A 24114-nucleotide genomic window follows, 5' to 3' on the forward strand; every position below is an offset into this window, starting at 1 on the left:
AAGACCCCAAGCGGGCCCCAGGCGGGCACATCAGGCCACGCGGCGAGCCGCGGGCAAGAACAGGCTAGCCGACTCCGATGGCACCGGTCAGCATGCCGACAGCCAGCATGACAAGGGAGACAACGGCGCTGCGCCACAGCACCTTCTTGTGGTGGTCACCCAGGTCCACCTTGGCCAGGGAAACCAGCAGCAGGATGGCGGGAACCAGCGGGCTCTGCATGTGGAAGGGCTGTCCGGTGATGGAGGCACGGGCCATCTCGGCGGCGCTGATGCCGTAGTGCGCGGCGGTCTCGCTGAGGACGGGCAGCACGCCGAAGTAGAAGGCATCGTTGCTCATGAAGAACGTCATGGGGATGCTGAGGACGCCGGTGATGACCGCCATGAGCGGGCCCATGTCCGAGGGAATGATCTGGACCAGCCAGGCGGACATGGCCTCGACCATGCCGGTGCCGGTCAGGACTCCGGTGAGAACTGCGGCGGCCATGACCATGCTCACCACGGCGACGATCGACGGTGCGTGTGCCACAAGCTGCGCGCCCTGGTCCTTGACGTGGGGAAAGTTCACCAGCAGGGCGATGGCCGAGCCCACCATGAAGACGTACGGCAGGGGCACGAGGTCGGCGATGAGCATGCCCATGACGGCAACTGTGAGGCCCAGGTTGAACCACTGCAGTTTCGGGCGGAGGGTCTTGCGGTTGGGGTCCAGTGCAGTGTCCGCCATGGCAGTGTCGCTGTCATCAACGAGGGTTTCCGTGCGCTCCAGCACGGCCACGCCGGAGCCGGCTGTACCGCCGACGGCGGGGGCGGCTCCGCCGGGGTTGTTCCCCCTGCGTCCGCGGCCGGTTCCCGAACCGCCGCCGGAGGTTCCGCCGTCGAACGCTTCAGGCGTGAAGGGTTCTGCCGTAGACGGCGTTCCCCAGATTTCAGGCTGGGTAGCACGGAGGCGGTTGCGCTCCTGGATGCCAAGCAGCCACGCGAAGGCCAGGACGACGGCGATGCCGGCGAGCAGCGACGGGAGCATGGGGACGAAGACGTCGTTGACATCGATTTTCAGGGCGGTGGCGGCGCGGGCGGTGGGGCCGCCCCACGGCACGATGTTCATGGTGCCGTTAGCCAGGCCGGCCACGCAGGTGAGGACCACGGGGCTCATCTTCAGGCGCAGGTAGATCGGCAGCATCGCCGCGGTGGTGAGGATGAAGGTGGTGGAGCCGTCGCCGTCGAGGGACACGGCCGCAGCAAGGAGCGCGGTGCCCAGGACAACTTTGGCGGGGTCATTGCCCAGCTTGCGCAGGATGAACCGGACCAGCGGGTCGAACAGCCCGACGTCGATCATCAGGCCGAAGTAGATGATGGCGAACATCAGCAGGGCGGCGGTGGACGTCATGGACTTCATTGAGTCCATGACCATGTCCCCGATGCCGAGACCGGCGCCCGCGAAAAGCCCGAAAACGGTGGGGACGATGATTAGCGCCAGCACTGGCGTCAACTTTTTCGTCATGATCAGCACCATGAAAACCGCGATCATGGCGAATCCAAGTAATACCAGCACAGCCGGCTCCTTCGTGATGAACGGCACCACCCCGGTGTGATGCGTACTACAGACGTTAGAGTGGCCCGGGTCACGGCAGTGCCTTTGGCTCAATTGATTGGCATACTGCTTATTGGGAGCATTTTGCGCATTCTGCTCACAGCCGGTTTGTGCCCCGCCCCAGCCGTTCATCAGCTGTTCACCACCCCAGCCACTCGAGGAGGAGCGCCATGACCGCGGCATCCCGGCGCCTGCCGCTGAGGTTCTCCACGCAGACGCTGCTGCTGCAGCTGGGAGTGGTGCTCCTGGTCGTGCTTCTCAGCGCAGCGGTGCATGCGTGGTTGACCTTTGAACGGCTGGGCCGCGAAGCCGAGAACCAGGCGCTGACGCTAGCCCGGACGGTAGCCTCCGATCCCTCCGTACGCGCCGACGTCGCCGGGATCAGCCGGCAGGAAGGCACTCCCCCGCGCGAGGTGCTGCTCAACGGTCCGCTGATGGCGGCGGCGGAAGGTGCGCGGGCACGCACCGGGGCCCTGTTCGTGGTGATCACGGATGAAAAAGGACTTCGGCTGGCCCACCCCGAGGCGGACCGGCTCGGAGAACGGGTGAGCACCGATCCCTCCGAGGCGCTGGCCGGGCGGGAGGTGACCACCCGGAATACTGGGACGCTCGGACCGTCGGCCGGTGCCAAGGTTCCGGTGTTTGCTCCGGATACCGCCGCAGGTTCCGCTTCCGGTTCCCGCGCCCGTCCCGTAGTTGGCGAAGTCAGCGTGGGCTATTCCACTGAAACGATCGGGCAGAGCCTGTCCCGCGACATCGTGCCGATCGCGATGACCGCAGCTGGATCGTTGGTTGCCGGCGTCATGGCGTCGTTTCTGCTCCGGCGCCGGCTGCAGCGCCTCACCTTGGGCTTGGAGCCCGAGGAAATCAGCTCCCTGGTCCACGACCAGGTGGCGGTGCTGGAAGGCGTGGACGAAGGCGTCATCGGCGTCTCGGCCGACGGCCGTGTCAGCGTGTTTAATGCCGCCGCCCAGCGGCTTCTCGGCCAGTCCGACCTGACCGGTTCGCTGTGGTCCGCCGCCCCGGTGCCGGCGCAGCTCAAAACCCTCACCCACCCCGCTGCCCGGGAAGGCGAAGCGGTGGAGCTCATCGCCGGCAGCCGCGTCCTGGTGGCGAGCGCCCGCAAGGCACTGCATGGCCAGGAAGACCTTGGCTGGGTGGTCATGCTGCGGGACCGTACTGAACTGCAGCAGCTCACCCGCCAGCTCGATGCGGTGGGTACGATGTCCACGGCGCTCCGGGCGCAGCGGCACGAGTTTGCCAACCAGCTGCACACGATCGCCGGCTTCATGAGCATCGACCAGCACCAGCAGGCCCGCGAATACCTCGAACGGCTGGCGGCCACCGGTCCGCTGAAATTCCCCGTGGAGCAGGCCGAGCTCCTCCAGGATCCCTACCTGCAGGCGTTCGTCGGGGCTAAGGGCGTGGAGGCTGATGAACGCGGCGTGGCGCTCCGGATCGGCCCGGAAACCCTGGTCCGGGGCCAGGTGACCGAGCCGCAGGACGTCACCACGGTGCTGGGCAACCTGATCGACAACGCGGTCAACGCCGCAGTGTCAGGCTCCGCTGTCGAGCGGTGGGTGGAGGTTGAACTGCTGGACGAGCCGGCCGCCAGCGGTGGCACGCTGCATATCGTGGTGGGTGATTCCGGCGACGGGCTGCCGGCGGGCGCTGATCCGGAAGCCGTGTTCGCGGAGGGATTTACGACGGCGGCAGCCCCGGTGCGTGCCGGCGGCGGGCAGGGCCTGGGCCTGGCTCTCGCACGACAGCTGGCGCGCCGCCGCGGCGGAGACGTCAGGGTGCTGGATCCGGGAACCAGGGGCGGGCCCGGGGCGGTGTTCATGGCGACGCTGCCTGGCACCACGAACACGCGCAAAGACTGAGTGAAAATCGGACGGAAGGATGAGGATGCCTGAGGATTACCGGGTTCTGATTGTGGATGACGATTTCCACGTCGCCAAACTCCACGCGGCGTACGTTGACTCGGTGGCAGGGTTTCTCGCGTTGCCTCCGGCCGGTTCAGCGTCACTGGCGCTGCAGTCCATCCACAGCCTGCGCCCCGACCTCGTGCTGCTGGACGTGTATCTGCCGGACGCCTCCGGCCTGGATCTCCTGCACCAGCTGGACGTTGACACCATGATCCTGAGTGCGGCATCCGACGCCGCCTCGTTGCGGACGGCCTTCCGCCGCGGGGCCCTTGGCTACCTGCTGAAGCCGTTCACGTCCGAATCCCTTTCCCAGCAGCTTCGGTCCTATGCCCGGTACCGGCGGATCCTGTCCCAGCCGGGCGCCCTGGACCAGGACACCGTGGAACGGGCCAAGCGGGCACTGATACCGGGCGACGTCGCGCCGTCGTCCCGGCCGCGCTCGGCCACTGAAGCGGCAGTGCTGGAGTCACTGGAGCCGGGCGAGCAGTATTCCGCTGCCGACGTCGCAGGGCGTGTGGGTGTCTCCCGGGCCACAGCCCAGCGGTACCTTTCGTCGCTGGCGGACGACGGCGCCGTCGAGATCCAGCTCCGCTACGGCACCACGGGCCGCCCGGAACACCGCTACGGCCTCCCCCCCGCCTAAGCGCGAACGGACACTTGAGCCCCGCCCTTCCAGCGCGAACGGACACTTCAGGCCCTCACTCCGAGGGCCTCAAGTGTCCGTTCGCGCTCTGCTGGGCGGGCTTCGGCTCCGCTAGCCGGCGCTCTTTTGGGCAACTAGCTCGATTTCCACGAGCATGTCCGGGTCCAGGAACGGGAGCACGTGCACCAAAGACAAGGTGGGACGGATCTCGCCGAAGACCTCGCCATGGGCGCGTCCGGCGTCCTCCCACTTGCTGATGTCCGTCAGGTACAGCTTGGACTGCACAACGTCGTCGAGGCTGAACCCCGCGTCGGCGAGAACCTTTTCCAGCTTCTGCAGGATGTACTTGGTCTGCTCATAGAAGTCGCTGCCGACAATACCGTTCTCGCCGCTGGAGGACGTGGCAGAGATGTACAGCGTGTTATCCACCTGCACCGCGCGGGAGTACCCGAGGGTCTGTTCCCAGACGGAACCGGTGCCGAAAGTCTTGCGCATGGGCGCCTTTCACTGGGGCCGCGCGGCACGATGCATATACGCAGGTGGAAGCGGGGCCGGGGAAATGAGTCGGCACCACTCTATCCGCTCATTCCGGCTGCCGGCAGCTACACGTCGAGACGGAAAACCAGCAGCTTTATGTCGGTGCCGGGCACGAACCAGTCACGCTGGGGTGCCCGCCGGAAACCTGTCGTCCGGTACAGACCACGGGCGCTTTCCCACGTCGTTCCGGTGGTCAGCGCGACGCCCTGGATGCCGTGCAGCGATTTGGCGTGATCGATGATCGCCTCGACCATCGCCCGGCCCGCGCCGCTGCGCTGGACTGCCGGGTCCACCACCAGCATCCGAAATTCCAGCTCGTCCTCAAGGGCAATGTCGGCATACGGCTCGCCGGCGACTGCCAGCGTCACCGAGCCGACGGTCCGTCCCCCGCGCTCGGCCACCCAGACGGTTGCCTGCGCCGCCCGTTTGGCCACGTCCTGAATCTGCTGCATGTAGGGGTGGTCTGCGCTGTCGAAGTACCCCGCCGCCAGATAGGAATCACGGGTGATCCGGGCTATCTCCTCAAAATCAGCGGGGACGGCGGGACGGACGGTAATCTGCGGCTGCACCTGTCAATGGTAGGGCCCGTGCTCCCGTGCTCCTTGCGAAACAGGGGTTTCCGTGATTGATCTATCAGGCCGCCGCAGTGCTAGAGCGGGAATTTTCCGGACATCTCGAGTGTGCCGGCGCAGGTCCAGGCGGCGAGGCGCTCCTCGTCGGACGGACCGCCGTCGAGCGGACTGGTCAGCCGGGGCCGGCGGACCCAGCAGCCCGCCTCCTCGGCGATCAAGGCCCCGGCAGAAAAATCGTGCTCGTTCAGGCCCCGCTCGCCGAAGGCATCGTGGGTGCCGTCAGCGACCAGGCAGAGGTCCAGGGCCGCGGAACCGAGGCGGCGCATATCCGCGAAACCGTCCATGAAGCCGCCCAGCGCCGCTGCTTGCTCCGCCCGCACCTCGGGGTCGTAGCTGAACCCCGTGGCAAGGATCTGACCCGTGCGTCCGGAGACCGGGCCGGTGAGCTGGACCAGCTTTCCGTTCTGTTCCAGCCAGGCGCCCTGGCCCCGTGCGGCGTAATACACCCGCCCCAATGCCGGAGCGCTGACGACGCCGGCCAGCCAGACACCGCCGGAATCGGCAACGGCTACGGAGGTCGCGTAGTAGACGATATTGCGGATGAAGTTGGTGGTGCCGTCCAGCGGATCAATGGACCAGCGCAGCCCGCTGGGAACTTCGGCACGGGTGGTTCCGTGTTCCTCGCCGGTGATGGTGTCCTGCGGACGGGCGGCGAGGATGCAGTTCCGGACGGCGTTCTCGGCGGCCACGTCGAAGGCAGTGACCCAGTCGCCTGCGGCGCTCTTGTTGCTGACGTCGGCCAGGTCTGAGTCCTCGCGTGTGGAGAGGACAGCAGCGCCGGCGGCAGCCGCCGCCTTCGCCACCTGAAGCAGCTCGTTCACGTCCTGGCTCATTCGACGCCGTCCCTGTCGCCGTTCGCCTCGCCATGGCCCAGGCCGTCGCCCTCAAATGCAGCCGGTCCTTTGGCCAGCAACTCCCGGAACCCGTCCTCATCGAGGACAGAAACCCCCAGTTGTTCTGCCTTGTCCAGCTTGGTGCCCGCGTTCTCACCGGCCACCAGGTAGCTGGTTTTCTTGGATACTGATCCGGCCGCCTTACCCCCACGGATGAGGATAGCTTCCTTGGCTTCATCACGGCTGAAGCCCTCCAGCGTCCCCGTGACAACGACGCTCAGGCCCTCGAGGGTGCGCGGCGTGGATTCGTCCCGTTCATCCTCCATGCGCACTCCGGCAGCAGCCCAGCGGTCGATGATCTCAACATGCCAGTCTTCGGCAAACCATTCCTTGAGCGCGGCAGCGATCGTGGGACCGACGCCGTCAACTCCCGCGAGCTCTTCCTCCGACGCCTGCCGGATGGCGTCCATAGTGCCGAAGTGGTTGGCGAGGGCGCGCGACGCCCGGGGTCCGACGTGCCGGATCGATAGCGCCACCAGGACGCGCCACAGAGGCTGGGTCTTGGCCTTCTCCAGTTCCCTGAAGAGCTTCTCCGTAGTTGCCGTGGGCTTGGACGGCGTCTTCGCAGTGCCTTTGCTGTAGAAATACGGCACCAGCTCGTACTCCCCCGTGCCAACGCCCTTGGCCCGCTTCTCGCGCCGCATCTTCACCGGGGCGAGATCCTCGGGCGTCAGGTCAAAAAGGGCGGCTTCGGTGGTGAGCGGAGGAACCTCAGGCTCCGCGGGCTGGGTGAGGGCGATGGCCGCTTCCCAGCCGAGTGCTTCAATATCGAAGGCGCCGCGGCCGGCGAGGTGGAAGACCCGTTCACGAAGCTGTGACGGACAGGAACGGGCGTTGGGGCAGCGGATATCGACGTCGCCCTCCTTGGCCGGGGCGAGCGGTGTCCCGCAGGAAGGGCACTCGGTGGGCATGACGAAGTCACGGACCGGCGGATCCTGTTGGTCCCGCAGCGCCAGCACCGGCCCCACGATTTCGGGGATCACGTCCCCGGCCTTGCGCAGGATCACGATGTCGCCGATCTTCACGCCCTTGGCCTTGACCACCTCCTGGTTGTGCAGGGTGGCCATTTCCACGGTGGAGCCTGCGACCTTAACCGGCTCCATGATGCCAAACGGTGTGACGCGTCCGGTCCGCCCGACATTGACCGCAATATCCCTCAGCTTGGTGTGCACTTCTTCGGGCGGATACTTGTAGGCCACCGCCCAGCGGGGAACACGGGTGGTGAAGCCCAGTGCGCGCTGGGTGGCGAAGTCGTCCACCTTCACCACGATGCCGTCAATTTCGTGAAGCAGGCTGTGGCGCTTGTCCCCGTACTTGGCGATGAATTCCAGGATCTCGGACAGGCTGCCCAGGACTTCGACGTACGGGCTGACCGGCAGCCCCCACTCCGCCAGCTTCTTGTACGTTTCGGACTGGCTTGCACTCGGAAGCCCGTCGCGGGCACCGATGCCGTGGACGAACATTTTCAGCGGGCGCTTTGCCGTCTCAGCCGGATCCTTCTGCCGGATGGAACCCGCGGCGGCGTTCCGGGGGTTGGCGAGCGGCGCCTTGCCTGCCTCAGTCAGGGCCTCGTTGAACTCAGCAAAGGCCTTGGAGGGAATGAAAACCTCGCCGCGGACCTCCATCTCGGCCGGGAATCCGGTTCCGGTGAGCTGCTGCGGGATTTCCTTGATGGTGAGCACGTTGTGCGTGATGTCCTCACCGGTGGTGCCGTCCCCACGGGTGGCAGCCCGGACCAGCTTGCCGTCCCGATAGAGCAAATTGACGGCCAGTCCGTCGATCTTCAGCTCGGTAAGCCACGCCGCCTGCGGGTTTCCGATTTTTGCGATTGACGCCTCTGCCTTGGCAATCCAGGCTGCCAGCTCCTCCAGGGAAAATACGTCCTCGAGGCTGTACATCCGCTGCAGATGCTCGACGGCGGCAAAGGCCGCCGACACTTCCCCACCCACCTCCTGGGTGGGTGAGTCGTTGGACACGAGCTCGGGGTGGAGGGCTTCAAGCTCCTCAAGCCTGCGGAACAGGGTATCGAACTCGGCATCGGAGACGAGCGGCTGGTCTTCCTGGTAGTAGGCGAACCGGTACTTCCTGACAAGGTCCACCAGGTTCTGGTACTCGTCCCGAACTGACTCGGACGGAATCGCTTCCGGCTCGAGCTGGTCGGTTCCGGATAATGCCATGTCTCCGGAACCGGTTGCCGTGGAACCTGATGCTGTGGAACCTGATGCTGTGCTCACAGACCTATCTTGCCCTACCGCCACGACATTTTGCCGATGCCCCGTGTTGCCCGGGAACATCGTGGTCAGATGCCGTTACCAGTGCGAGGCGAGGCGGTTCCGGCTCCAGAATGCGAAAGCGAGTCCGCCAAGGCCCACCAGCAGAACTCCTCCCATAAGGGCGAAGAGGCCGAAAATCCCCATACCCGGCCCATTGTCCTCTGCGCTGACGACCGCCGCCTGCGTCGCTTCGGCACTAGCTTCGATAGGTGTGGTCCAGCTGGAGTCGGCCGGCGCGCTGAACGTGGCCGCGCCGGTGCTCGGTGAGCTTGAAGGGGTGGCGACGGGCACGGCGACGGCAGGAGCCACAGGCGCTGCAGGACCGCCGGCAGCTGGCGCTGCCCGGGGTGGAACCGCTGCGGTGGCCACCGGTCCCCGGGCGGGCACGGGCGCCGGCGGCGCTGGCTTGGGTTTGGCAGGAGCAGGGGCGGGCGCGGGTGCAGGCGCCGGAGCTTGCGGTGGAGCAGGCGCTGGCGCAGAGGCCGGTGCAGGGGCTGGAGCCGGTGCGGCCGGCGACGTTGTACGTGCGGGCGCGGGTGTGCTCGGAGCGGGTGCCGCAGTGGCTGGTGGCGTGGTGGGGCACTGTTCCGGCAGGCATTCGGTGGCATGCAGCACGCTGCCGGACGCAACGGAGGCGGTGAGTGCCAGCACGGAGGCTGCCAGTCCTGGCAGCACAAGGGTCCGCAGGCGGGTCGGTCGGATCATGTCGTTACCTTTGCTGGGCGCGCAGGGCTCTCCCGCAGTGGGTTTATCCCGGGCATCTTCCTATACGCTCCCCCCAATCACCAAATCCCTCCTTGCCGGTTTTCCGGCGGCAGCGCGTTGCGCAGGAATTTGTCGTCTCCGGAGGCAACTGCCCAGGGCCGCCGGAGCTGTCCTCGCTGCCCCGGCTACTTGGGCTGCTGCGGAAGCGGGAGGGTGTCCTCATCCTCAGGCGCGGCAAGCGCCTTTTCCGCCGTGGTGGACTGGGCATCCCCGTTGACGACGTTCCGCGCGTCAACGACGATCACTGTGATGTTGTCCCGCCCGCCGCCTCGCAGCGCGGCCTGGATCAGCTCGTCCACGGCTTCCTGCGGGTCGGCGACGGTGCTGAGGATATCGAGGATCTGCTCGTCACTTACTTCACCGTTGAGACCGTCCGAGCACACCATCATCCGGTCGCCCTCTTCGATTGGAAGCAGCCAGTAATCTGCTTCCGTCTCATCGCCCGCGCCCAGCGCACGCGTCACCACATGACGCCGGGGGTGCACGCTGGCCTGCTCAGCGGTGATCTCCCCGGTGTCCACCAGTTCCTGCACTTCGGAATGGTCCACACTGACCTGCGTCAGCCGGCCTTGGTTCACCCGGTAGGTCCGCGAATCCCCGATGTTCAGCACCAGCCAGTAGTCAATGCCCATCTGTTCCACCACGACGACGCCGGTAAGCGTGGTGCCTGCCCGCGAGTCGGTGGCGGTACGAATCGACTCGTCGGCGACGTCGAGATAATGCTGAATCTGCGAAGCCGTGGCCGTGCGCTCCCGGGTGGCGAGCTGGGGCAGCTGCGCCAGGGCACGCACGCACATGCCGCTTGCCACTTCCCCGGCTTCATGACCTCCCATCCCGTCGGCCACCGCAAACACGGGCTCAGTGGCGATGAAGGAGTCCTCGTTGAGCTCGCGGCGCAGACCGCGGTCCGTTCCGTAACCCCAGCTAAGTGTGAGGCCCGACGTGCTCCCGGCCCTTTCAGTGCTGGCCGCCTGCTGTGAGTCCATGCCTGTCCTACATCGAAGGTCCGGTGCTTACAATGAACGGCGGTTCCGGGGGTGACACATGTGGGAACACCGTGCAGCTGGCTCCCATCGCGGTTCCTTTCCCCCCGGCCCCCGCCTACCGGGATGCTACCGCGAAACCCTGCGGGTTCGCCGCCGCCCCGCCAGAGTTGCGGTAACTTGCCGCGACGCGCAGGGCGTCCGCCACTAGTCCAGCACGAGCCCCTTGCCCTGGCCGCGGGCGAGAATGACCGGCTGGATCTCACCGAAGCCACGGACATTCTCCGCTTCCTGGGGAATCAGCACAAAGCGCTCGTCCTGGTCCAGGGCTGCGGCGGTCATGGAATCGATCAGCACCGTTCCGGGGTCCGCGAGCGTGGTCAGGCGCGCGGCGAGGTTGACGGTGGGTCCGTAAATGTCACCCAGCCTTGACAGGATCCGTCCCCACACCATAGCCACGCGCGCTTCCGGGAGAATTTCATCCTGTGTGAATGCCTCGGCCAAAGCCAGCGAAATTTCGGCGCCCGCGGCCGGGGTTTCAGCGATGTAGAGCACTTCGTCGCCAACGGTCTTCACCAGCCGCCCACCACCGACGGAGATGATTTCGGCGCATTTGTTTTCAAACCGCTGCACCAGCTTGGCGAGGGTCTTTTCATTCATTCGGCGGGAAAGGCTCGTGTAGGAGACCAGGTCGGCGAAGCCGACGGCACGGGCCAGGGGAAGCGGAGCGTCGTCCTCGTCCCCTTCCCGGCCTTCTTCGCTGGCCTGCAACCCGGCTTCGGCACGGACGGCAAGCCGGTGCACGGCCGCGTTCAGCTGCCGCCGCCACGAGTACACGAGCATCTCTTCAAGCGGATCCACCAGAGCGGGAAGTTCGTTCACGAGGCGCTTCCGGGCCATGGCGTCGGTGACACCCTGCTCGTGGACCATGTCCTCCACGAGCGCCTCGATCTGCCAGACCACCATGCGGTCCGTCATCTGGCCGATGGCCCGGGTCACCGATATTGCGGCCTCTTCAGTAAGTTTCCCGGTGCGGACGAGGTCGACGGCGGTGTTCAGCGCCGCCTGGTCCCGCTCGGTAAAGGCGACTTCCTCGTCACCGAGGTTGGGGAAACCCAAGGCGCGCCACAGCTTCCGTGCCGACAGCAGCGACAAGCCGGCTCCTGCAGCCACCTCACGGCGGCGCAGCTTGCGCTCACCGCCGAGCAGCCTGGTTTCAAGGGCTTTGATGGCGATCCGGTCGGCAGACAGGGTGCCGGTGGAAGGAGCACTGACGACGGGACCCTCCGCCTCAGCGGCACCCGACTCCTGGCTCATGCGCTGATCCTCATCGTTCATCTCTCCCACCTTCTCTCACATCCCGCCAGAACCCCGCGTCCGGGCCGTCCGGCGCCTGGCCCCGCTCATAAAACTCATCCCTTGGAAGCTCACTGAGAGCGTCCAGCACAAACCTGTGGAAAGTGGCGACTTCGGGCACGTCCCGCAACACGGTGCTGAACTGGTGCCCGGCATCCAAGGATATAGTCCCGGAACGCAACATCCGCTGGAGCATCGTCTGGGTGACAGTGACATTACGCACGGAGGCCAGGAACACCTGCCGGTCACGCCGGCGCATCGTGCCGTAACGGGCCAGGATTCTGCAGTTGGTGAGGAAGTACCGTGTGGACTGCCACCGCAGCAACCGCGGCAGACAGTAACTGAGGAGCACCCAGAGAGCGGCCAGCACGCAGCCCGCCACAAGCCAGTTGGTCCAGCCGGCCGGAATGTCCGGATACACGCTCCGCACGCCGCCGCGGATGATCCAGGCACTGGCGAATGCGGCCAGGGCAGGTGCCAGGACAAACACCACGGCCGGCAGAACCAGCGCCCTGGGCTGCGGGCGGGTCATGACGATGACCTGCTCCCCGGGCAAGAGGTCTTTACGCATTACCGCTTTCCGCACGCTCCTCCGGCGCAGACCAGGGACGCAGGTGGATTACGTCCCCCGCCGTCACGGCGTGCTCGTGGGCCGAGGCGTCCACGACCAGCAGGGAGCCGGAGTCATCCAGCCGGGTGGCGTGCCCGGTGATTTCATGGTCGCCGGGCAGATGGGCGCGGACCTGCTGCCCCAGGGTCACCATGGCCGCCTCCACACGCTTGTGCAGTGAAGGGCCGCCGGCGAGCCCCGCCGTCGGGTCGCCGTCTGCATTGCAGAAGCTGCGGTACAGCGTGCAGAACTTCGACAGATAACTCTTTAGCAGTGCCGTGCGGTCCACCGTCCGGGCTCCCTCCAGCAACACCGAGGTGGCGGTGGGAACGGGCAGTTCAGACTCGGTCAGCGTCACGTTCAGTCCGGTACCGAGGATGACCGGCGGGACGGTTCCGTCTCCCATTGGTCCAAGCTGGGCCAGGATGCCGGCGATTTTCCGGCCGCGCACCAGGACATCGTTCGGCCACTTGAGCTCGGCCGGCAGCCCGGCTGTCTCCAGCAGGGCTTCACGGAGCGCGAGGGCGGCCAGGAGCGAGAGCCAGGAGTAGGTCTGGGTCGGCAACGGCCTGCCGTCCGCGTTGACCGGGCGCAGGACGATCGACACCAGGACAGAGCTGCGCTCCGGCGCCTCCCAGACACGGTCCAGCCTGCCACGGGCGGCCGTCTGGTGCTCGGCTGCCAGGACCGAGAGGTCCGGCCACGCCTTCGGCTCGGTGGTGACGGCACGCAGGAGGTCTGCATTGGTGGAGCCGGTGACGTCTACTACGGTTAGCTGTGGGATGCCGTAGGCGGACAGGAACTCGGCGCCGGACAGCGCCTCACGGTCCAGCGTCTGTCGGTGCAGTTCTTCCCGGTGCAGTTCTTCGCCGTTATTGCGAGGGTGCTCCGGGCGTCCGTTCAATCCGTTCGGGCGTACTTCCGGGCTTTCGTCAGGGCGTGCGGCATCCATATCTGAATCCTATCCAGTTGCCGCACCTGTCCGGCGGATTCCGTCGATAGCGGGTTGACCTAAAGGAATCAGAGGAAGATGTCAGGTTCCAGTTCGTCCTCGGCGGCGCCGAGGCTGTAGGGCCTAAAATCGGCCACACCCGCCGCCGCCAGCACTTCTTCATCCGTGTAGAAGTTTCCGGACCTTTCAATGCGATTGCTGGGATCAGTGCCATTGCCGGGTTTAGTGTCATTGCTCAGATTGGCTCCCGTGAGCACGGCATGGGCTGCGTCGGCCATGATCCTCGGGCTTCGGGCCGCCTGGACCTTCGGCGTGCCCCCGGGCAAGTTGCGGATGGCCGCGGTGTCAATCAGGGTGCACGGCCACAGGGAGTTGACGCTAATGCCGTCGGTCCTGAGCTCCTCCGCCAGGCCCAGAGTGGTCAGGCTCATCCCGTACTTGGCCATGGTGTAGGCCAGGTGCCTGCCGGCCCACTTCGGATCCAGGTTCAGCGGCGGTGACAGGGTAAGGATCTGGCCTCCGGACGACGTGCGGAGTGCGGGCAGCGCCAGCTTGGACAGCAGGAAGGTGCCCCGGACGTTGATGTCCTGCATGAGGTCGTAGCGCTTCATGTCGACGTCGTCGGTGCGGGAAAGGTCGATGGCCGAGGCGTTGTTGATGACGATGTCAATCCCGCCAAAACGTTCGACGGCGGCACCCACCGCGCGCGCCACGTCGTCGTCCTTGCGGACATCACCCACGAGAGGAAGCGAGTGCCCGCCGGCAGCGTCCAGCTCCTCGGCGGCGGAAAACACTGTTCCCGGAAGCTTTGGATGGGGCTGGCCGGTCTTAGCCAGCAGGACGATATTCGCTCCGTCGCCGGCTGCCCGCAGTGCGATGGCAAGACCGATGCCGCGGCTGCCGCCGGACATCAGGATCGTCCGGCCCCGCAGTGAACCGGTGGCCTGGTACGGCGCGGCGGTGGGCAGCGAAGCGTCATTGCTCGAGGTCATACGGACACTCTAGCCCGCCTACGTTACCAACGGGTAACTTAGCTGCCACTGCCGACGCTGCCGTCGAAAATTGTAGGATCCCTACAGCAGCGCCCGGAAAATGCGTCACTAGACTAGCCATCAGGGCCTTTGATTTGTGCGGAAGCTACTTAATGCAGCCATCGACCACCGCTTGAGGAGCCCCGCGTCATGCTGCTGCAGCAAGCAACAGCTACAGCACAACAGCTACAGAGCCGGAGAGACACTTCATGAGCCACGATCTGACCACGACGGCGGGAAAGATTGCCGATTTCCGCGACCGCCAGGCCAGCGCAGAGCAGCCCTCAGGTCCTGAAGCCATTGAAAAACAGCATGCCCGCGGAAAAAACACTGCCCGCGAACGCATCGACCTCCTGGTGGACGCCGGCTCTTTCGTGGAGTTCGATGCATTGGCCGTGCACCGGTCCACGGCCTTCGGGATGGAGAAGAAGAAGCCGCTCGGCGACGGTGTGGTGTCCGGCTACGGCACCGTCGACGGGCGCCTGGTGGCGCTCTACAGCCAGGACTTCAGCGTTTACGGTGGGTCGCTCAGCCAGGTCAACGGCGAAAAAATCGTCAAGGTCCAGGAGTTCGCACTGCGCAACGGATGCCCGGTGGTGGGCATCAACGACGGCGGCGGCGCCCGCATCCAGGAAGGCGTGGCGTCCCTGGCCATGTTCGCCGACATCTTTCGGAACAACGTCCACGCTTCGGGCGTCGTCCCACAGATCTCCCTGATCATGGGCCCCTGCGCCGGCGGCGCCGCCTACTCCCCCGCCCTCACCGACTACGTGGTGATGGTGGATAAGACCTCCCACATGTTCATTACCGGGCCAGACGTCATCAAGACCGTCACCGGTGAAGACGTGGACATGGAGACTCTCGGCGGCGCCCGGCAGCACAACGCCACCACCGGCACATCCACTTATTTGGCCTCGGATGAAGCCGACGCGATCGAGTTCGTCCGGGAACTGCTGGACTTCCTTCCCTCCAACAACCTGTCGGAAGCACCCGTCCTGGAGCACCTGCAGGAGCTGGAGCTCGACGACGACGACCTCGCCCTGGACGTGCTGATCCCGGACTCCGCCAACCAGCCGTACGACATGCGCAAGGTCATCGAACAGGTCGTCGACGACGCACACTTCCTTGAGATGCAGTCCCTGTACGCACCCAACGTGATCATCGGATACGGCCGCGTTGAGGGCCACACCGTGGGCATCGTGGCCAACCAGCCCATGCAGTTCGCGGGCACCCTGGACATCTCGGCGTCCGAGAAAGCGGCACGCTTCGTGCGGCACTGCGATGCCTTCAACATTCCCATCATCACCCTGGTGGACGTTCCCGGCTTCCTCCCCGGGAAGGACCAGGAGTTCCAGGGCATCATCCGACGCGGCGCCAAACTCCTGTACGCGTACGCCGAGGCTACGGTGCCGAAGCTGACGGTCATCACGCGGAAGGCGTACGGCGGGGCTTACATCGTCATGGGCTCCAAGAAGCTCGGGGCGGACCTCAACCTGGCCTGGCCCACCGCTCAGATCGGCGTCATGGGCGCGCAGGGCGCCGTCAACATCCTCTACCGCCGTGATCTCGCTGCCGTTGCCGAAGCAGGCGGTGACGTCGAAGCCAAGCGCGCCGAGGTCATCCGCCAGTATGAGGAAGAACTGCTCAACCCTTACCAGGCTGCTGAACTGGGCTATGTTGACGTAGTCATCGCACCCTCGGAGACACGGGTCCAAATCATCAAGGGGCTTCGCGCGCTCCGCGACAAGCGCGCCAGCCTTCCGACCAAGAAGCACGGGAACATCCCGCTGTGAACGCGAAAAAGCCATTGGTTCGGCGCGCTGAAACCCGTGAGCCCGCCGGGACCGCTGAGCCGGCAGAAGCTGAGCCGGCCGCAACCCTTGTGCCGGCGGAAGCGCCGCTGTTCTCCGTCGTCAAAGGGAATCCCACGCCGGAAGAGCTGGCGGCGCTGACCGCCGTCGTGCTTTCCCTTGGACCGGGCGAGACTGTTGAGGCCGGCAAGCCCAGCGTGCGCCACTGGGTGCGGCGGCAGCAGCTGCGGCTGGCCCCCACGCCCGGCCCTGGCGCATGGAAGCGGAGCCGCGGCTGACGAAGCCGCCGCCAAAAATTCAGTAAGTCTTTCGTAACTGGATTTGCGCCGTTAGTCTCGTGGAGTGACTAGTGAAACCACAGCGCCAGGGCGCCCCCGGACTGCCATTGATACCGTCGCCGAGGCCTACACGGACACCTTGGTCCGGCTCAACCCGAGCTTTGCCACCATCCTGGGCGTGCCCGGACACGACACGGAGCTCCAGGACTTCTCACCGGCCGGCGTCGAGGAGTTTGCGGCCGCCGCACGGGAAACCCTGGCTGCCCTCGACGGACTGGACCCGGTGGACGACGTTGACGCCGTCACCCTTGACGCGATGCGTGAGCGCCTTGGCCTGCAGTTGGAGTTTCACGCATCGGGCTGGGACGAGGCCGAGCTCAACAATATAGAATCTCCCGCCCAGAACATCAGGTCCATCTTCGACCTCATGCCCTCGGACACGGAGGAGCACTGGGAGAACATCGCCGGCCGCGCCGCCAATGTTCCCGGTGCAATCCGGGGCTACGTCGAATCGTTGCGCGCAGCCAAGGATGCAGGGCGTGTTTCCGCTGCCCGCCAAGTCGCCATCGTCATGGAGCAGGCCAGTAAGTACGCCGCAGAAGACGGCTTCTTCGCAAACCTTGCCGCCGGCGCGACGGCAGGTGACGGGCCGCTGCCTGCCGCGCTTCAGGAGAAGCTCGACGCCGGTGCTGCCGCTGCCCGGGGCGCGTACGCAGAGCTTGCTGCGTTCCTCAGGGATGAACTGCTGCCGGCTGCGCCAGCAAAGGATGCGGTGGGACGGGAACGGTACGCACTCGCGTCCCGCGGCTTCCTCGGGGCCGCTGTGGACCTCGAAGAAACGTACGCGTGGGGCATCGGGGAACTCGAGCGGATCATCGCCGCCCAGGAGGCCGTAGCCAATGAAATCCGGCCGGGCGCCTCGGTTGCCGAGGCCAAGCAGATCCTTAACAACGATCCGGCGCGCCAGCTCAAGGGTAAGGATGCCTTGAAGGCATGGATGCAGGAGCTCTCAGACCGGGCGATCACCGAGCTTTCCGGTGTCCATTTTGACATCCCCGACGTCATGAAGACGCTCGAATGCCTCATCGCTCCGACCGATGAGGGGGGCATCTACTACACCGGCCCGACCGACGACTTCAGCCGCCCCGGGCGCATGTGGTGGTCCGTGCCTGCCGGCGAGGACACGTTCACCACGTGGGCTGAAACCACCACTGTGTTCCACGAAGGCGTTCCGGGACACCACCTGCAGGTGGCCACTGCCGTGTACCGGCGCGAACTCCTCAACAGCTGGCGCCGTAACGTCTGCTGGACTTCAGGGCACGGCGAGGGATGGGCGCTGTACGCCGAAAAGCTGATGGAGGAGCTTGGCTACCTCAAGGATCCGGGCGATCACATGGGCATGCTGGACATGCAGCGGATGCGGGCCGCGCGGGTGGTCTTCGACATCGGGGTCCACCTTGAGCTCGACATACCCGGGCAGTGGGGCTCTGGACCGTGGACGCCGGAGAAGGGCTTCGAGTTCCTGAAGGCGAACCTTGACATCAGCGAAGGCAACCTGCAGTTCGAATTTGCGCGCTACCTCGGGTGGCCGGGGCAGGCACCCTCCTACAAGGTGGGCCAGCGGCTGTGGGAACAGATCCGAACCGAACTTGAAGCCCGCCCCGGCTTCGATCTCAAGGCGTTCCACACGAAGGCACTGAACATCGGCTCCGTAGGACTGGACACCCTCAAGCGCGCCATGCTCGGCTAGCCGCCGCTGATTGAGACCGCCAAAAATCGGGCGGCCATGGGAGATCTTCCCCACAGCCGTTCCAGGAATAACTTCATAAAACATTGATTTCGTGCCGGATTTCCGGGCATTTCAACTGTCAGAGGGAGCAGGGACAACGTAATATTTCTCAATGAGGAGTGGAAGCTGTATTTTGCGCGTCCTAGCTTGATGGAGTGAGCACTCAAACCAGCACCCCTCCTTCGTCCGGATCATCCGGATTCCAGCTGCCCAGATGGGCAGGCTCCTTCGCCTTCCAGATCATCGCTGCCCTGATCGTGGGACTCGGCCTTGGCCTGCTGGCCAAGTACACCGGCAGCACGAAAGCCAGCCCCAACGCCCTTGGCGCGACGCTGCAGACCATAGGGTCGAGTTATGTCTCGTTGCTGCAGACCGCCGTCGTTCCCCTGATCTTCACCGCGGTAGTGAGCTCCATTTCCAACCTCCGCGAGGTCTCCAACGCGGCGCGGCTGGCCTGGAACACCCTGCTGTGGTTTGCCATTACGTCCCTGATCGCCGTCCTGATCGGCATCGGCCTCGGCGTGGTGCTGCAGCCCGGCACCAATACCGGTATTTCCGGTGAGCGCGGGGAGTACTCCGGCAAGTCGGGTGACTGGTGGGCGTTCCTGACAGGCCTCTTCCCCAAGAATTTCCTCGGCCTTGGTGCGAGCTCCACCGTGGCCGAATCCGGCGCTGTGACCACAGCCGTCAGCTTCAACGTGCTGCAGATCCTGGTCATCGCAATCGCCGTCGGCATCGCCGCCCTCAAGGTCGGCAAGCAGGCCGAACCTTTCCTGACGCTCAATGCCTCAGCGCTGGCAGTGATCCAGAAGGTCCTGTGGTGGATCATCCGGATTGCGCCGCTGGGCACTGTCGGTCTGATCGGCAACGCCGTCGCCGTCTACGGCTGGGACACCATCGGTGCACTGGGCAAGTTCACGGCTGCCATCTACATCGGCCTCGCACTCGTCATCTTCGGCGTGTACCCCGTGCTGGTCCGGTCCCACGAGCTGTCCGTCAAGCAGTACTTCTCCGGCGTCTGGCCGGCCGTGCAGATGGCATTCGTCTCGCGGTCATCCATCGGCACCCTTCCGCTGACACAGCGGGTGACCGAGCGGAATCTCGGCGTCCCCCGCGGTTATGCCTCGTTCGCCGTTCCCCTGGGCGCGACTACCAAGATGGACGGCTGCGCAGCCATCTACCCCGCAATTGCGGCCATTTTCGTCGCGCAGTTCTTCGGCATCGAGCTGGGCTTCAGCCAGTACCTGCTGATCGCGCTGGTATCCGTGCTCGGCTCGGCTGCTACTGCCGGCACCACTGGCGCCGTGGTCATGCTCACGCTGACCCTCTCCACGCTGGGACTGCCGCTGGCCGGCGTCGGCCTCCTGCTCGCTGTCGACCCCATCCTGGACATGGGCCGCACCGCGGTTAACGTTGCCGGCCAGGCCCTTGTCCCAACACTGGTGGCCAAGCGTCAGGGCATCCTGGACGAGGGGCTGTACAACGCCCACCGGACCGGAGACCCCTTCACAGACGACGCACCTGCATTCGCTATGCCGGCCTCACACGAAACGCCCCAACTGGCGGGCGCGAAGCGCTGATAAACGCCTGTGCCCCGGAAGTCCCGGGGCACAGGCGTTTTTTCCGCTCCACGGCGGCATGGTCCGCGGTAGGGTACCCGCATGGACATCATTCTGGTTCCCGGGTTCTGGCTCGATGCATCCTCGTGGTCCGGGGTCACTCCCCCGCTCACCGCCGCCGGGCACAAAGTCCATCCGCTGACGTTGCCCGGGCTGGAGGCTCCTGATGCAGAGCGGGGCAGCATCGGGCTGCGCGACCACATCAACGCTGTCGTGGAAACAGTCGACGGCATTGGCGGCCAGGTGGTCCTCGTGGGCCACTCGGGCGGCGGTGCCATCATCCACGGTGCAGTCGACGCCCGGCCGGACCGCGTCGCACGTGCCATCTATGTGGACAGCGGGCCTCTCGGTGAGGGCGGCGTCATCAATGATGAACTGCCGGCGCAGGGTGATGAGATACCGCTGCCGCCGTGGGAAGGCTTCGAGGAGGAGGACCTGGTGGACATGAATGACGACCTTCGGGCCATGTTCCGTGCGCGTGCCATTCCCCAGCCCAAGGGCGTGGCCTACGGCCGGCAGCACCTTTATGACCCGCGCCGCTATGATGTGCCCGCCACAGTCATCGCCTGCGAGTTTCCCAGCAGCCTGCTCAACGACTGGATGGATGCGGGCCACCCGTACGTTGAAGAACTGTCCCGCATCCGTGACGTCGAGCTGGTGGACCTGCCGACGGGGCACTGGCCGCAGTTCACCAGGCCTGCCGAACTGGGACAGGCAATCCTGGCAGCGGTGGACAAGTCCGCTTAGGGAACTTCAGTGGCGTCCACCGATCACGCCCTGCTCCACTGCCTTCATCACGGCATCCGCCTCCGCCTGGGTAAGCGTGCCGTCCCTAACAGCCTGGTCCAGCCGCGGCTTCAGGTCTGCAGCCCGGTTCTTACCGGCCTCAGCGCGAAGTTCCTCCAGCGCGGCCTTCACCTTGGCCTCATCGATCCCCAGTGATTTTGCCAAGGATGCGGCCAGCGCTGCGTCCCTCGCCGCGCGGTCCGGCTTCTGACCACCAGCCCCGGGACCGGACGGCCGGGTTTCTTGCCTGAATTTCCGGAGAGCGTCTGCCACCTTGGCTCCGTCCACTCCCAGCTTGGCCGCCAGCGCTGAAGCCTGCGCTCCGCGCAGCCCCTGCCCGTGAGCCCGGCCGTGACCTAAGGCATGGCCGTGGGTTTGACCTTTGCCTACGCTCCGGCCAGGGCCTTGCCCTTTGTCTTGCCCATTGCCTGGCGCCTGACCCTCGGGCGCCGCGTTCGCCGAGGAACTGCCGGAGTTGGGGGTCGGTGGGGCAGTCGTCGCTGAGGCTATTCCTGTCGCGCTCAAACCGGCGCCGAGCGCAACCGCTGCAGCACCGAGGCTGAGTGCAACCTTCTTGCTACGGTTCATGATCTTCTCCTCGATCAGCCGACGCTGGCAGCCCCGTCGCCGCCGGCCGTTACGGCCATGGGAACAGGATGCGCCTCCGAAGTTGCGCTTTTCCTAGGCCACAGCTGTGAAGTCGGTGTGAATCTGGGCCAGAAGCCGCGACGATGCCTCCGCCGCGGACCGCGGCGCCCTGGGCGCTGCCCAGGACCGGGGCGGCATGCTCACTCCGCATGCCGTTGCTCCGGGAATCCCTTCCGGTACCTGCCTGCCATCTATGGTTCAACTGTCCGTGACCTACGACTGTGCCGTGACCCACGACATTATTGGCCCGGCCGCTTGCAGGGGGCCGGAGGTTCAGGCCAAGCAACTAGGCTGGTGCAGTGACCCGCCTCATTCTTGCTTCCCAGTCCCCCGCCCGCACCAAACTGCTCAGCAACGCGGGCATCGCCCATGACATCCTCGTCTCCGATGTGGACGAGGACGCCGTCCAGGCGCGCTACGGCGTGACGGATCCGCACGACACCGCCCTGCTCCTGGCACGCGCCAAAGCCGAAGCCGTGGCCTCCCTGCCCGAAGCTGACGGCGCCCTGGTGATCGGCTGCGATTCCGTCTTCGAATTCGACGGCGAAGCCCATGGCAAGCCCTACACAGCCGAGGTAGCGAAGGAACGGATGCTTCGGATGAGCGGCAGCATGGGCGTGCTGCACACCGGCCACTGGCTGGTGGATTGCCGGGACACCGGTGGGTCCGACGACGGCGACCCCGGCTCAGGCGCGACTGTCGGCTCGGTATCTTCGGCCGAAGTCCATTTCATGGACATGAGCGAGGACGAGATCGATACTTACATCGCCACGGGCGAGCCCCTTCAGTGCGCGGGATCCTTCACAATCGACGGCTACGGCGGCGCCTTCATCCGCAAGGTCGACGGCGACCCCCACGCCGTCGTCGGGCTCTCCATCTCCACCCTGCGCGGCCTGCTCGGCCAGGCAAAAGTGAACGTCACGGAACTGTGGACCGGCGGCGCCGCTGATCCGGCAGAGGTGCGTGCCGAGTAGACCGATTCGCGGCTCCTTGTAGCAACCCTACAAAGCAAAGGCCGCCTACACGCGGATTCCGCCAGTAATATCGGCGGAATCCTCAAAATCAGGCTAGGCTCCCTGAAGGAAAGAAGGAGACGCCTTGTCAGTTAAGCCGGAGCAGTCCGCAGGCCCAGTGCACGCAAACCTCACAAAGGTCCTGATCGCGAACCGCGGTGAGATCGCCGTACGCATCATCCGGGCAGCCCGGGACGAAGGCATCGCCTCCGTCGCCGTGTACGCCGAGCCCGACCGGGATGCCCTGCACGTCCGCCTCGCGGACGAGGCCTACGCTTTGGGCGGCAACACCGCTGCCGAGTCGTACCTGGTCATGGACAAGCTGATTGAGGCAGCCCGCCAGTCCGGCGCTGATGCAATCCACCCCGGTTACGGCTTCCTGGCGGAAAACGCCCAGTTCGCCGCGAAGGTCATCGACGCCGGCATCACGTGGATCGGCCCGTCACCGGAAGCGATTTCTGCGCTGGGTGACAAGGTCCAGGCCCGCCACATCGCCGAAAAGGTCGGGGCGCCGCAGGTGCCCGGCACGGCCGACCCCGTCGCATCCGCCGAGGAAATTCTGGAGTTCGTTGACAAGTACGGCCTCCCCGTCGCCATCAAGGCCGCCTTTGGCGGCGGCGGCCGCGGCATCAAGGTTGCGCGTACCCGCGAGGAAATCCCGGAACTCTACGAGTCGGCTGTCCGGGAGGCGACTGCGGCATTCGGCCGCGGTGAATGCTTCATCGAGCGGTTTTTGGACGCCCCCCGCCATGTGGAGACGCAATGCCTGGCCGACGCCTACGGCAACGTCGTTGTGGTTTCGACCCGCGACTGCTCCCTGCAGCGCCGCAACCAGAAGCTCGTCGAAGAGGCTCCGGCACCGTTCCTCACCGAAGAGCAGAACAGGCGCCTCTACGAGTCCTCCAAGGCGATCCTCAAAGAGGCCCGCTACCTCGGCGCCGGAACCTGTGAATTCCTCGTGGGGCAGGACGGCACCATCTCCTTCCTCGAGGTCAACACCCGCCTCCAGGTGGAGCACTGCGTGTCCGAAGAGGTCACGGGAATCGACCTGGTCCGCGAGCAGTTCCGCCTGGCCCGTGGCGAGAAGCTGGGCTATGACGACCCGGAGGTCCGCGGTCACTCCATCGAATTCCGCATCACCGGCGAAGACCCCGGCCGGAACTTCATGCCCGCCCCGGGCACCATCACCATGCTGAAGAACCCCACCGGTCCCGGCGTCAGGATCGACTCCGGCGTGGAGCAGGGTGACGTCATCAGCGGCAACTTCGACTCGATGCTGTCCAAGCTGATCGTCACCGGAGCCACGCGTACCCAGGCGCTGCAGCGCTCCCGCCGGGCGCTTGAGGAAATGGTGGTGGAAGGCATTCCCACCGTCATCCCGTTTGACCTTGCCGTGGTCAGCCACCCGGACTTCGCCCCCGAGGAGGGGCCGTTCAGCGTCCACACGCGCTGGATTGAGACCGAATTCGCCAACGAGCTGCCTGCCTGGACGCCCGGCGGTGCCGGAAGTGAAGCCGCAGAGGAACCGGGCGACCGCCGGACCTTCGTGGTGGAGGTCGGCGGCAAGCGGCTGGAAGTTGCCCTCCCCGCCTCACTAAGCTTCAGCGGCGCTGCCTCCGGCGGCGGAAAGCCGGCCAAGTCCAAGAAGCGGAGCCGGTCCGGCGGTACGGCTGTAGCGGCAGGCGGCAATGCCCTGACCTCCCCCATGCAGGGCACCATCGTTAAGGTGGCCGTCGCCGAGGGTGACGTCGTCGCCGAGGGGGATCTCGTCGTCGTGCTGGAAGCCATGAAGATGGAGCAGCCACTGACCGCCCACCGTTCCGGCACCGTCACGGGACTGGCCGCGGCCGCCGGCCAGACAGTGGCCGCCGGCGCTGTGATTGCCACCATCGAGGACTGAATGAGCTCATGAAAATGCCCGGTGTGAATGTCACACCGGGCATTTCCATATCCGGGGTAATAGTGTGGCCGGCCCCGGC

Annotated in this window: 21 protein-coding genes; 9 read left to right on the forward strand and 12 right to left on the reverse strand. The window is 65.7% G+C overall.

What is annotated here, in order from left to right; translation table 11 throughout:
- Positions 1-64: 64 nt before the first annotated feature.
- Positions 65-1549, reverse strand: a complete 1485-nt coding sequence (locus tag M1E01_RS13460) for a CitMHS family transporter (RefSeq protein ID WP_457972076.1) — start codon at positions 1547-1549, stop codon at positions 65-67.
- A 209-nt stretch (positions 1550-1758) separates the two neighbouring features.
- Here M1E01_RS13460 and M1E01_RS13465 point away from each other — a divergent pair, with 209 nt between their 5' ends.
- Both M1E01_RS13465 and M1E01_RS13470 read left to right on the forward strand, forming a co-directional pair.
- The gene (locus M1E01_RS13465; protein ID WP_457972077.1) at positions 1759-3471 is read left to right on the forward strand and encodes an ATP-binding protein; all 1713 of its coding nucleotides are present in this window, start codon (positions 1759-1761) and stop codon (positions 3469-3471) included.
- 25 nt (positions 3472-3496) lie between these two features.
- Positions 3497-4159, forward strand: a complete 663-nt coding sequence (locus M1E01_RS13470; RefSeq protein WP_457972078.1) for a response regulator — start codon at positions 3497-3499, stop codon at positions 4157-4159.
- 111 nt (positions 4160-4270) lie between these two features.
- Here M1E01_RS13470 and M1E01_RS13475 read toward each other — a convergent pair whose 3' ends face one another.
- From M1E01_RS13475 to M1E01_RS13520, 10 genes are all read right to left on the reverse strand, one after another.
- Complete coding sequence (locus M1E01_RS13475) at positions 4271-4654, reverse strand: RidA family protein (RefSeq protein WP_457972079.1); 384 nt, start codon at positions 4652-4654, stop codon at positions 4271-4273.
- A gap of 107 nt (positions 4655-4761) precedes the next feature.
- Positions 4762-5265 carry a GNAT family N-acetyltransferase gene (locus tag M1E01_RS13480; protein WP_457972080.1) on the reverse strand — a complete coding sequence of 168 codons (504 nt, stop codon included), beginning with the start codon at positions 5263-5265 and terminating at the stop codon, positions 4762-4764.
- 80 nt (positions 5266-5345) lie between these two features.
- A complete protein-coding gene (locus M1E01_RS13485) occupies positions 5346-6161 on the reverse strand; it encodes an inositol monophosphatase family protein (RefSeq protein WP_457972081.1) in 816 nt (271 codons plus the stop codon).
- Complete coding sequence (gene ligA / locus M1E01_RS13490) at positions 6158-8398, reverse strand: NAD-dependent DNA ligase LigA (protein ID WP_457972082.1); 2241 nt, start codon at positions 8396-8398, stop codon at positions 6158-6160. The genes M1E01_RS13485 and ligA overlap by 4 nt, the downstream gene beginning before the upstream one ends.
- Before the next feature lie 132 nt (positions 8399-8530).
- Positions 8531-9199 (reverse strand): hypothetical protein, encoded by a 669-nt coding sequence (locus M1E01_RS13495; RefSeq protein ID WP_457972083.1) that lies wholly within the window; start codon positions 9197-9199, stop codon positions 8531-8533.
- Positions 9200-9384: 185 nt separating this feature from the next.
- Positions 9385-10245, reverse strand: a complete 861-nt coding sequence (locus M1E01_RS13500; protein WP_457972084.1) for a PP2C family protein-serine/threonine phosphatase — start codon at positions 10243-10245, stop codon at positions 9385-9387.
- Positions 10246-10449: 204 nt separating this feature from the next.
- A complete protein-coding gene (locus M1E01_RS13505; protein ID WP_457972085.1) occupies positions 10450-11580 on the reverse strand; it encodes an adenylate/guanylate cyclase domain-containing protein in 1131 nt (376 codons plus the stop codon).
- Positions 11570-12169, reverse strand: a complete 600-nt coding sequence (locus M1E01_RS13510) for a PH domain-containing protein (RefSeq protein ID WP_457972086.1) — start codon at positions 12167-12169, stop codon at positions 11570-11572. Before M1E01_RS13510 ends, M1E01_RS13505 begins: the two co-directional genes overlap by 11 nt.
- Positions 12162-13160 carry a biotin--[acetyl-CoA-carboxylase] ligase gene (locus M1E01_RS13515; RefSeq protein ID WP_457972087.1) on the reverse strand — a complete coding sequence of 333 codons (999 nt, stop codon included), beginning with the start codon at positions 13158-13160 and terminating at the stop codon, positions 12162-12164. The genes M1E01_RS13510 and M1E01_RS13515 overlap by 8 nt, the downstream gene beginning before the upstream one ends.
- Positions 13161-13228: 68 nt before the next feature.
- Positions 13229-14152 (reverse strand): SDR family oxidoreductase, encoded by a 924-nt coding sequence (locus M1E01_RS13520; protein WP_457972088.1) that lies wholly within the window; start codon positions 14150-14152, stop codon positions 13229-13231.
- 248 nt (positions 14153-14400) lie between these two features.
- Between M1E01_RS13520 and M1E01_RS13525 the strand changes: the two genes are divergently transcribed.
- The 5 genes from M1E01_RS13525 to M1E01_RS13545 all read left to right on the forward strand — a co-directional run bounded on the left by M1E01_RS13525 (position 14401) and on the right by M1E01_RS13545 (position 20435).
- Positions 14401-15984: an acyl-CoA carboxylase subunit beta gene (locus M1E01_RS13525; protein WP_457972089.1), complete on the forward strand. Its 1584-nt coding sequence runs from the start codon at positions 14401-14403 to the stop codon at positions 15982-15984.
- An 89-nt stretch (positions 15985-16073) separates the two neighbouring features.
- Entirely contained in the window at positions 16074-16280 is a 207-nt protein-coding gene (locus tag M1E01_RS13530; protein WP_457974968.1) for an acyl-CoA carboxylase subunit epsilon, read from the forward strand.
- 64 nt (positions 16281-16344) lie between these two features.
- Positions 16345-18030 carry a DUF885 domain-containing protein gene (locus tag M1E01_RS13535; RefSeq protein WP_457972090.1) on the forward strand — a complete coding sequence of 562 codons (1686 nt, stop codon included), beginning with the start codon at positions 16345-16347 and terminating at the stop codon, positions 18028-18030.
- A 194-nt stretch (positions 18031-18224) separates the two neighbouring features.
- Positions 18225-19649: a dicarboxylate/amino acid:cation symporter gene (locus M1E01_RS13540; protein WP_457972091.1), complete on the forward strand. Its 1425-nt coding sequence runs from the start codon at positions 18225-18227 to the stop codon at positions 19647-19649.
- 81 nt (positions 19650-19730) lie between these two features.
- The gene (locus M1E01_RS13545) at positions 19731-20435 is read left to right on the forward strand and encodes an alpha/beta fold hydrolase (protein WP_457972092.1); all 705 of its coding nucleotides are present in this window, start codon (positions 19731-19733) and stop codon (positions 20433-20435) included.
- A gap of 6 nt (positions 20436-20441) precedes the next feature.
- On the opposite strand, the gene M1E01_RS13550 is transcribed toward M1E01_RS13545, so the two are convergent.
- Positions 20442-21062, reverse strand: coding sequence for a hypothetical protein (locus M1E01_RS13550; protein ID WP_457972093.1), 621 nt, complete (start codon positions 21060-21062; stop codon positions 20442-20444).
- 359 nt (positions 21063-21421) lie between these two features.
- Here M1E01_RS13550 and M1E01_RS13555 point away from each other — a divergent pair, with 359 nt between their 5' ends.
- Together M1E01_RS13555 and M1E01_RS13560 are read left to right on the forward strand one after the other, a co-directional pair.
- Entirely contained in the window at positions 21422-22096 is a 675-nt protein-coding gene (locus M1E01_RS13555) for a Maf family protein (RefSeq protein ID WP_457972094.1), read from the forward strand.
- 124 nt (positions 22097-22220) lie between these two features.
- Positions 22221-24035 carry an ATP-binding protein gene (locus M1E01_RS13560; protein ID WP_457972095.1) on the forward strand — a complete coding sequence of 605 codons (1815 nt, stop codon included), beginning with the start codon at positions 22221-22223 and terminating at the stop codon, positions 24033-24035.
- Positions 24036-24114 lie beyond the last annotated feature (79 nt).

The organism is Arthrobacter sp. D1-17 (assembly GCF_054130535.1).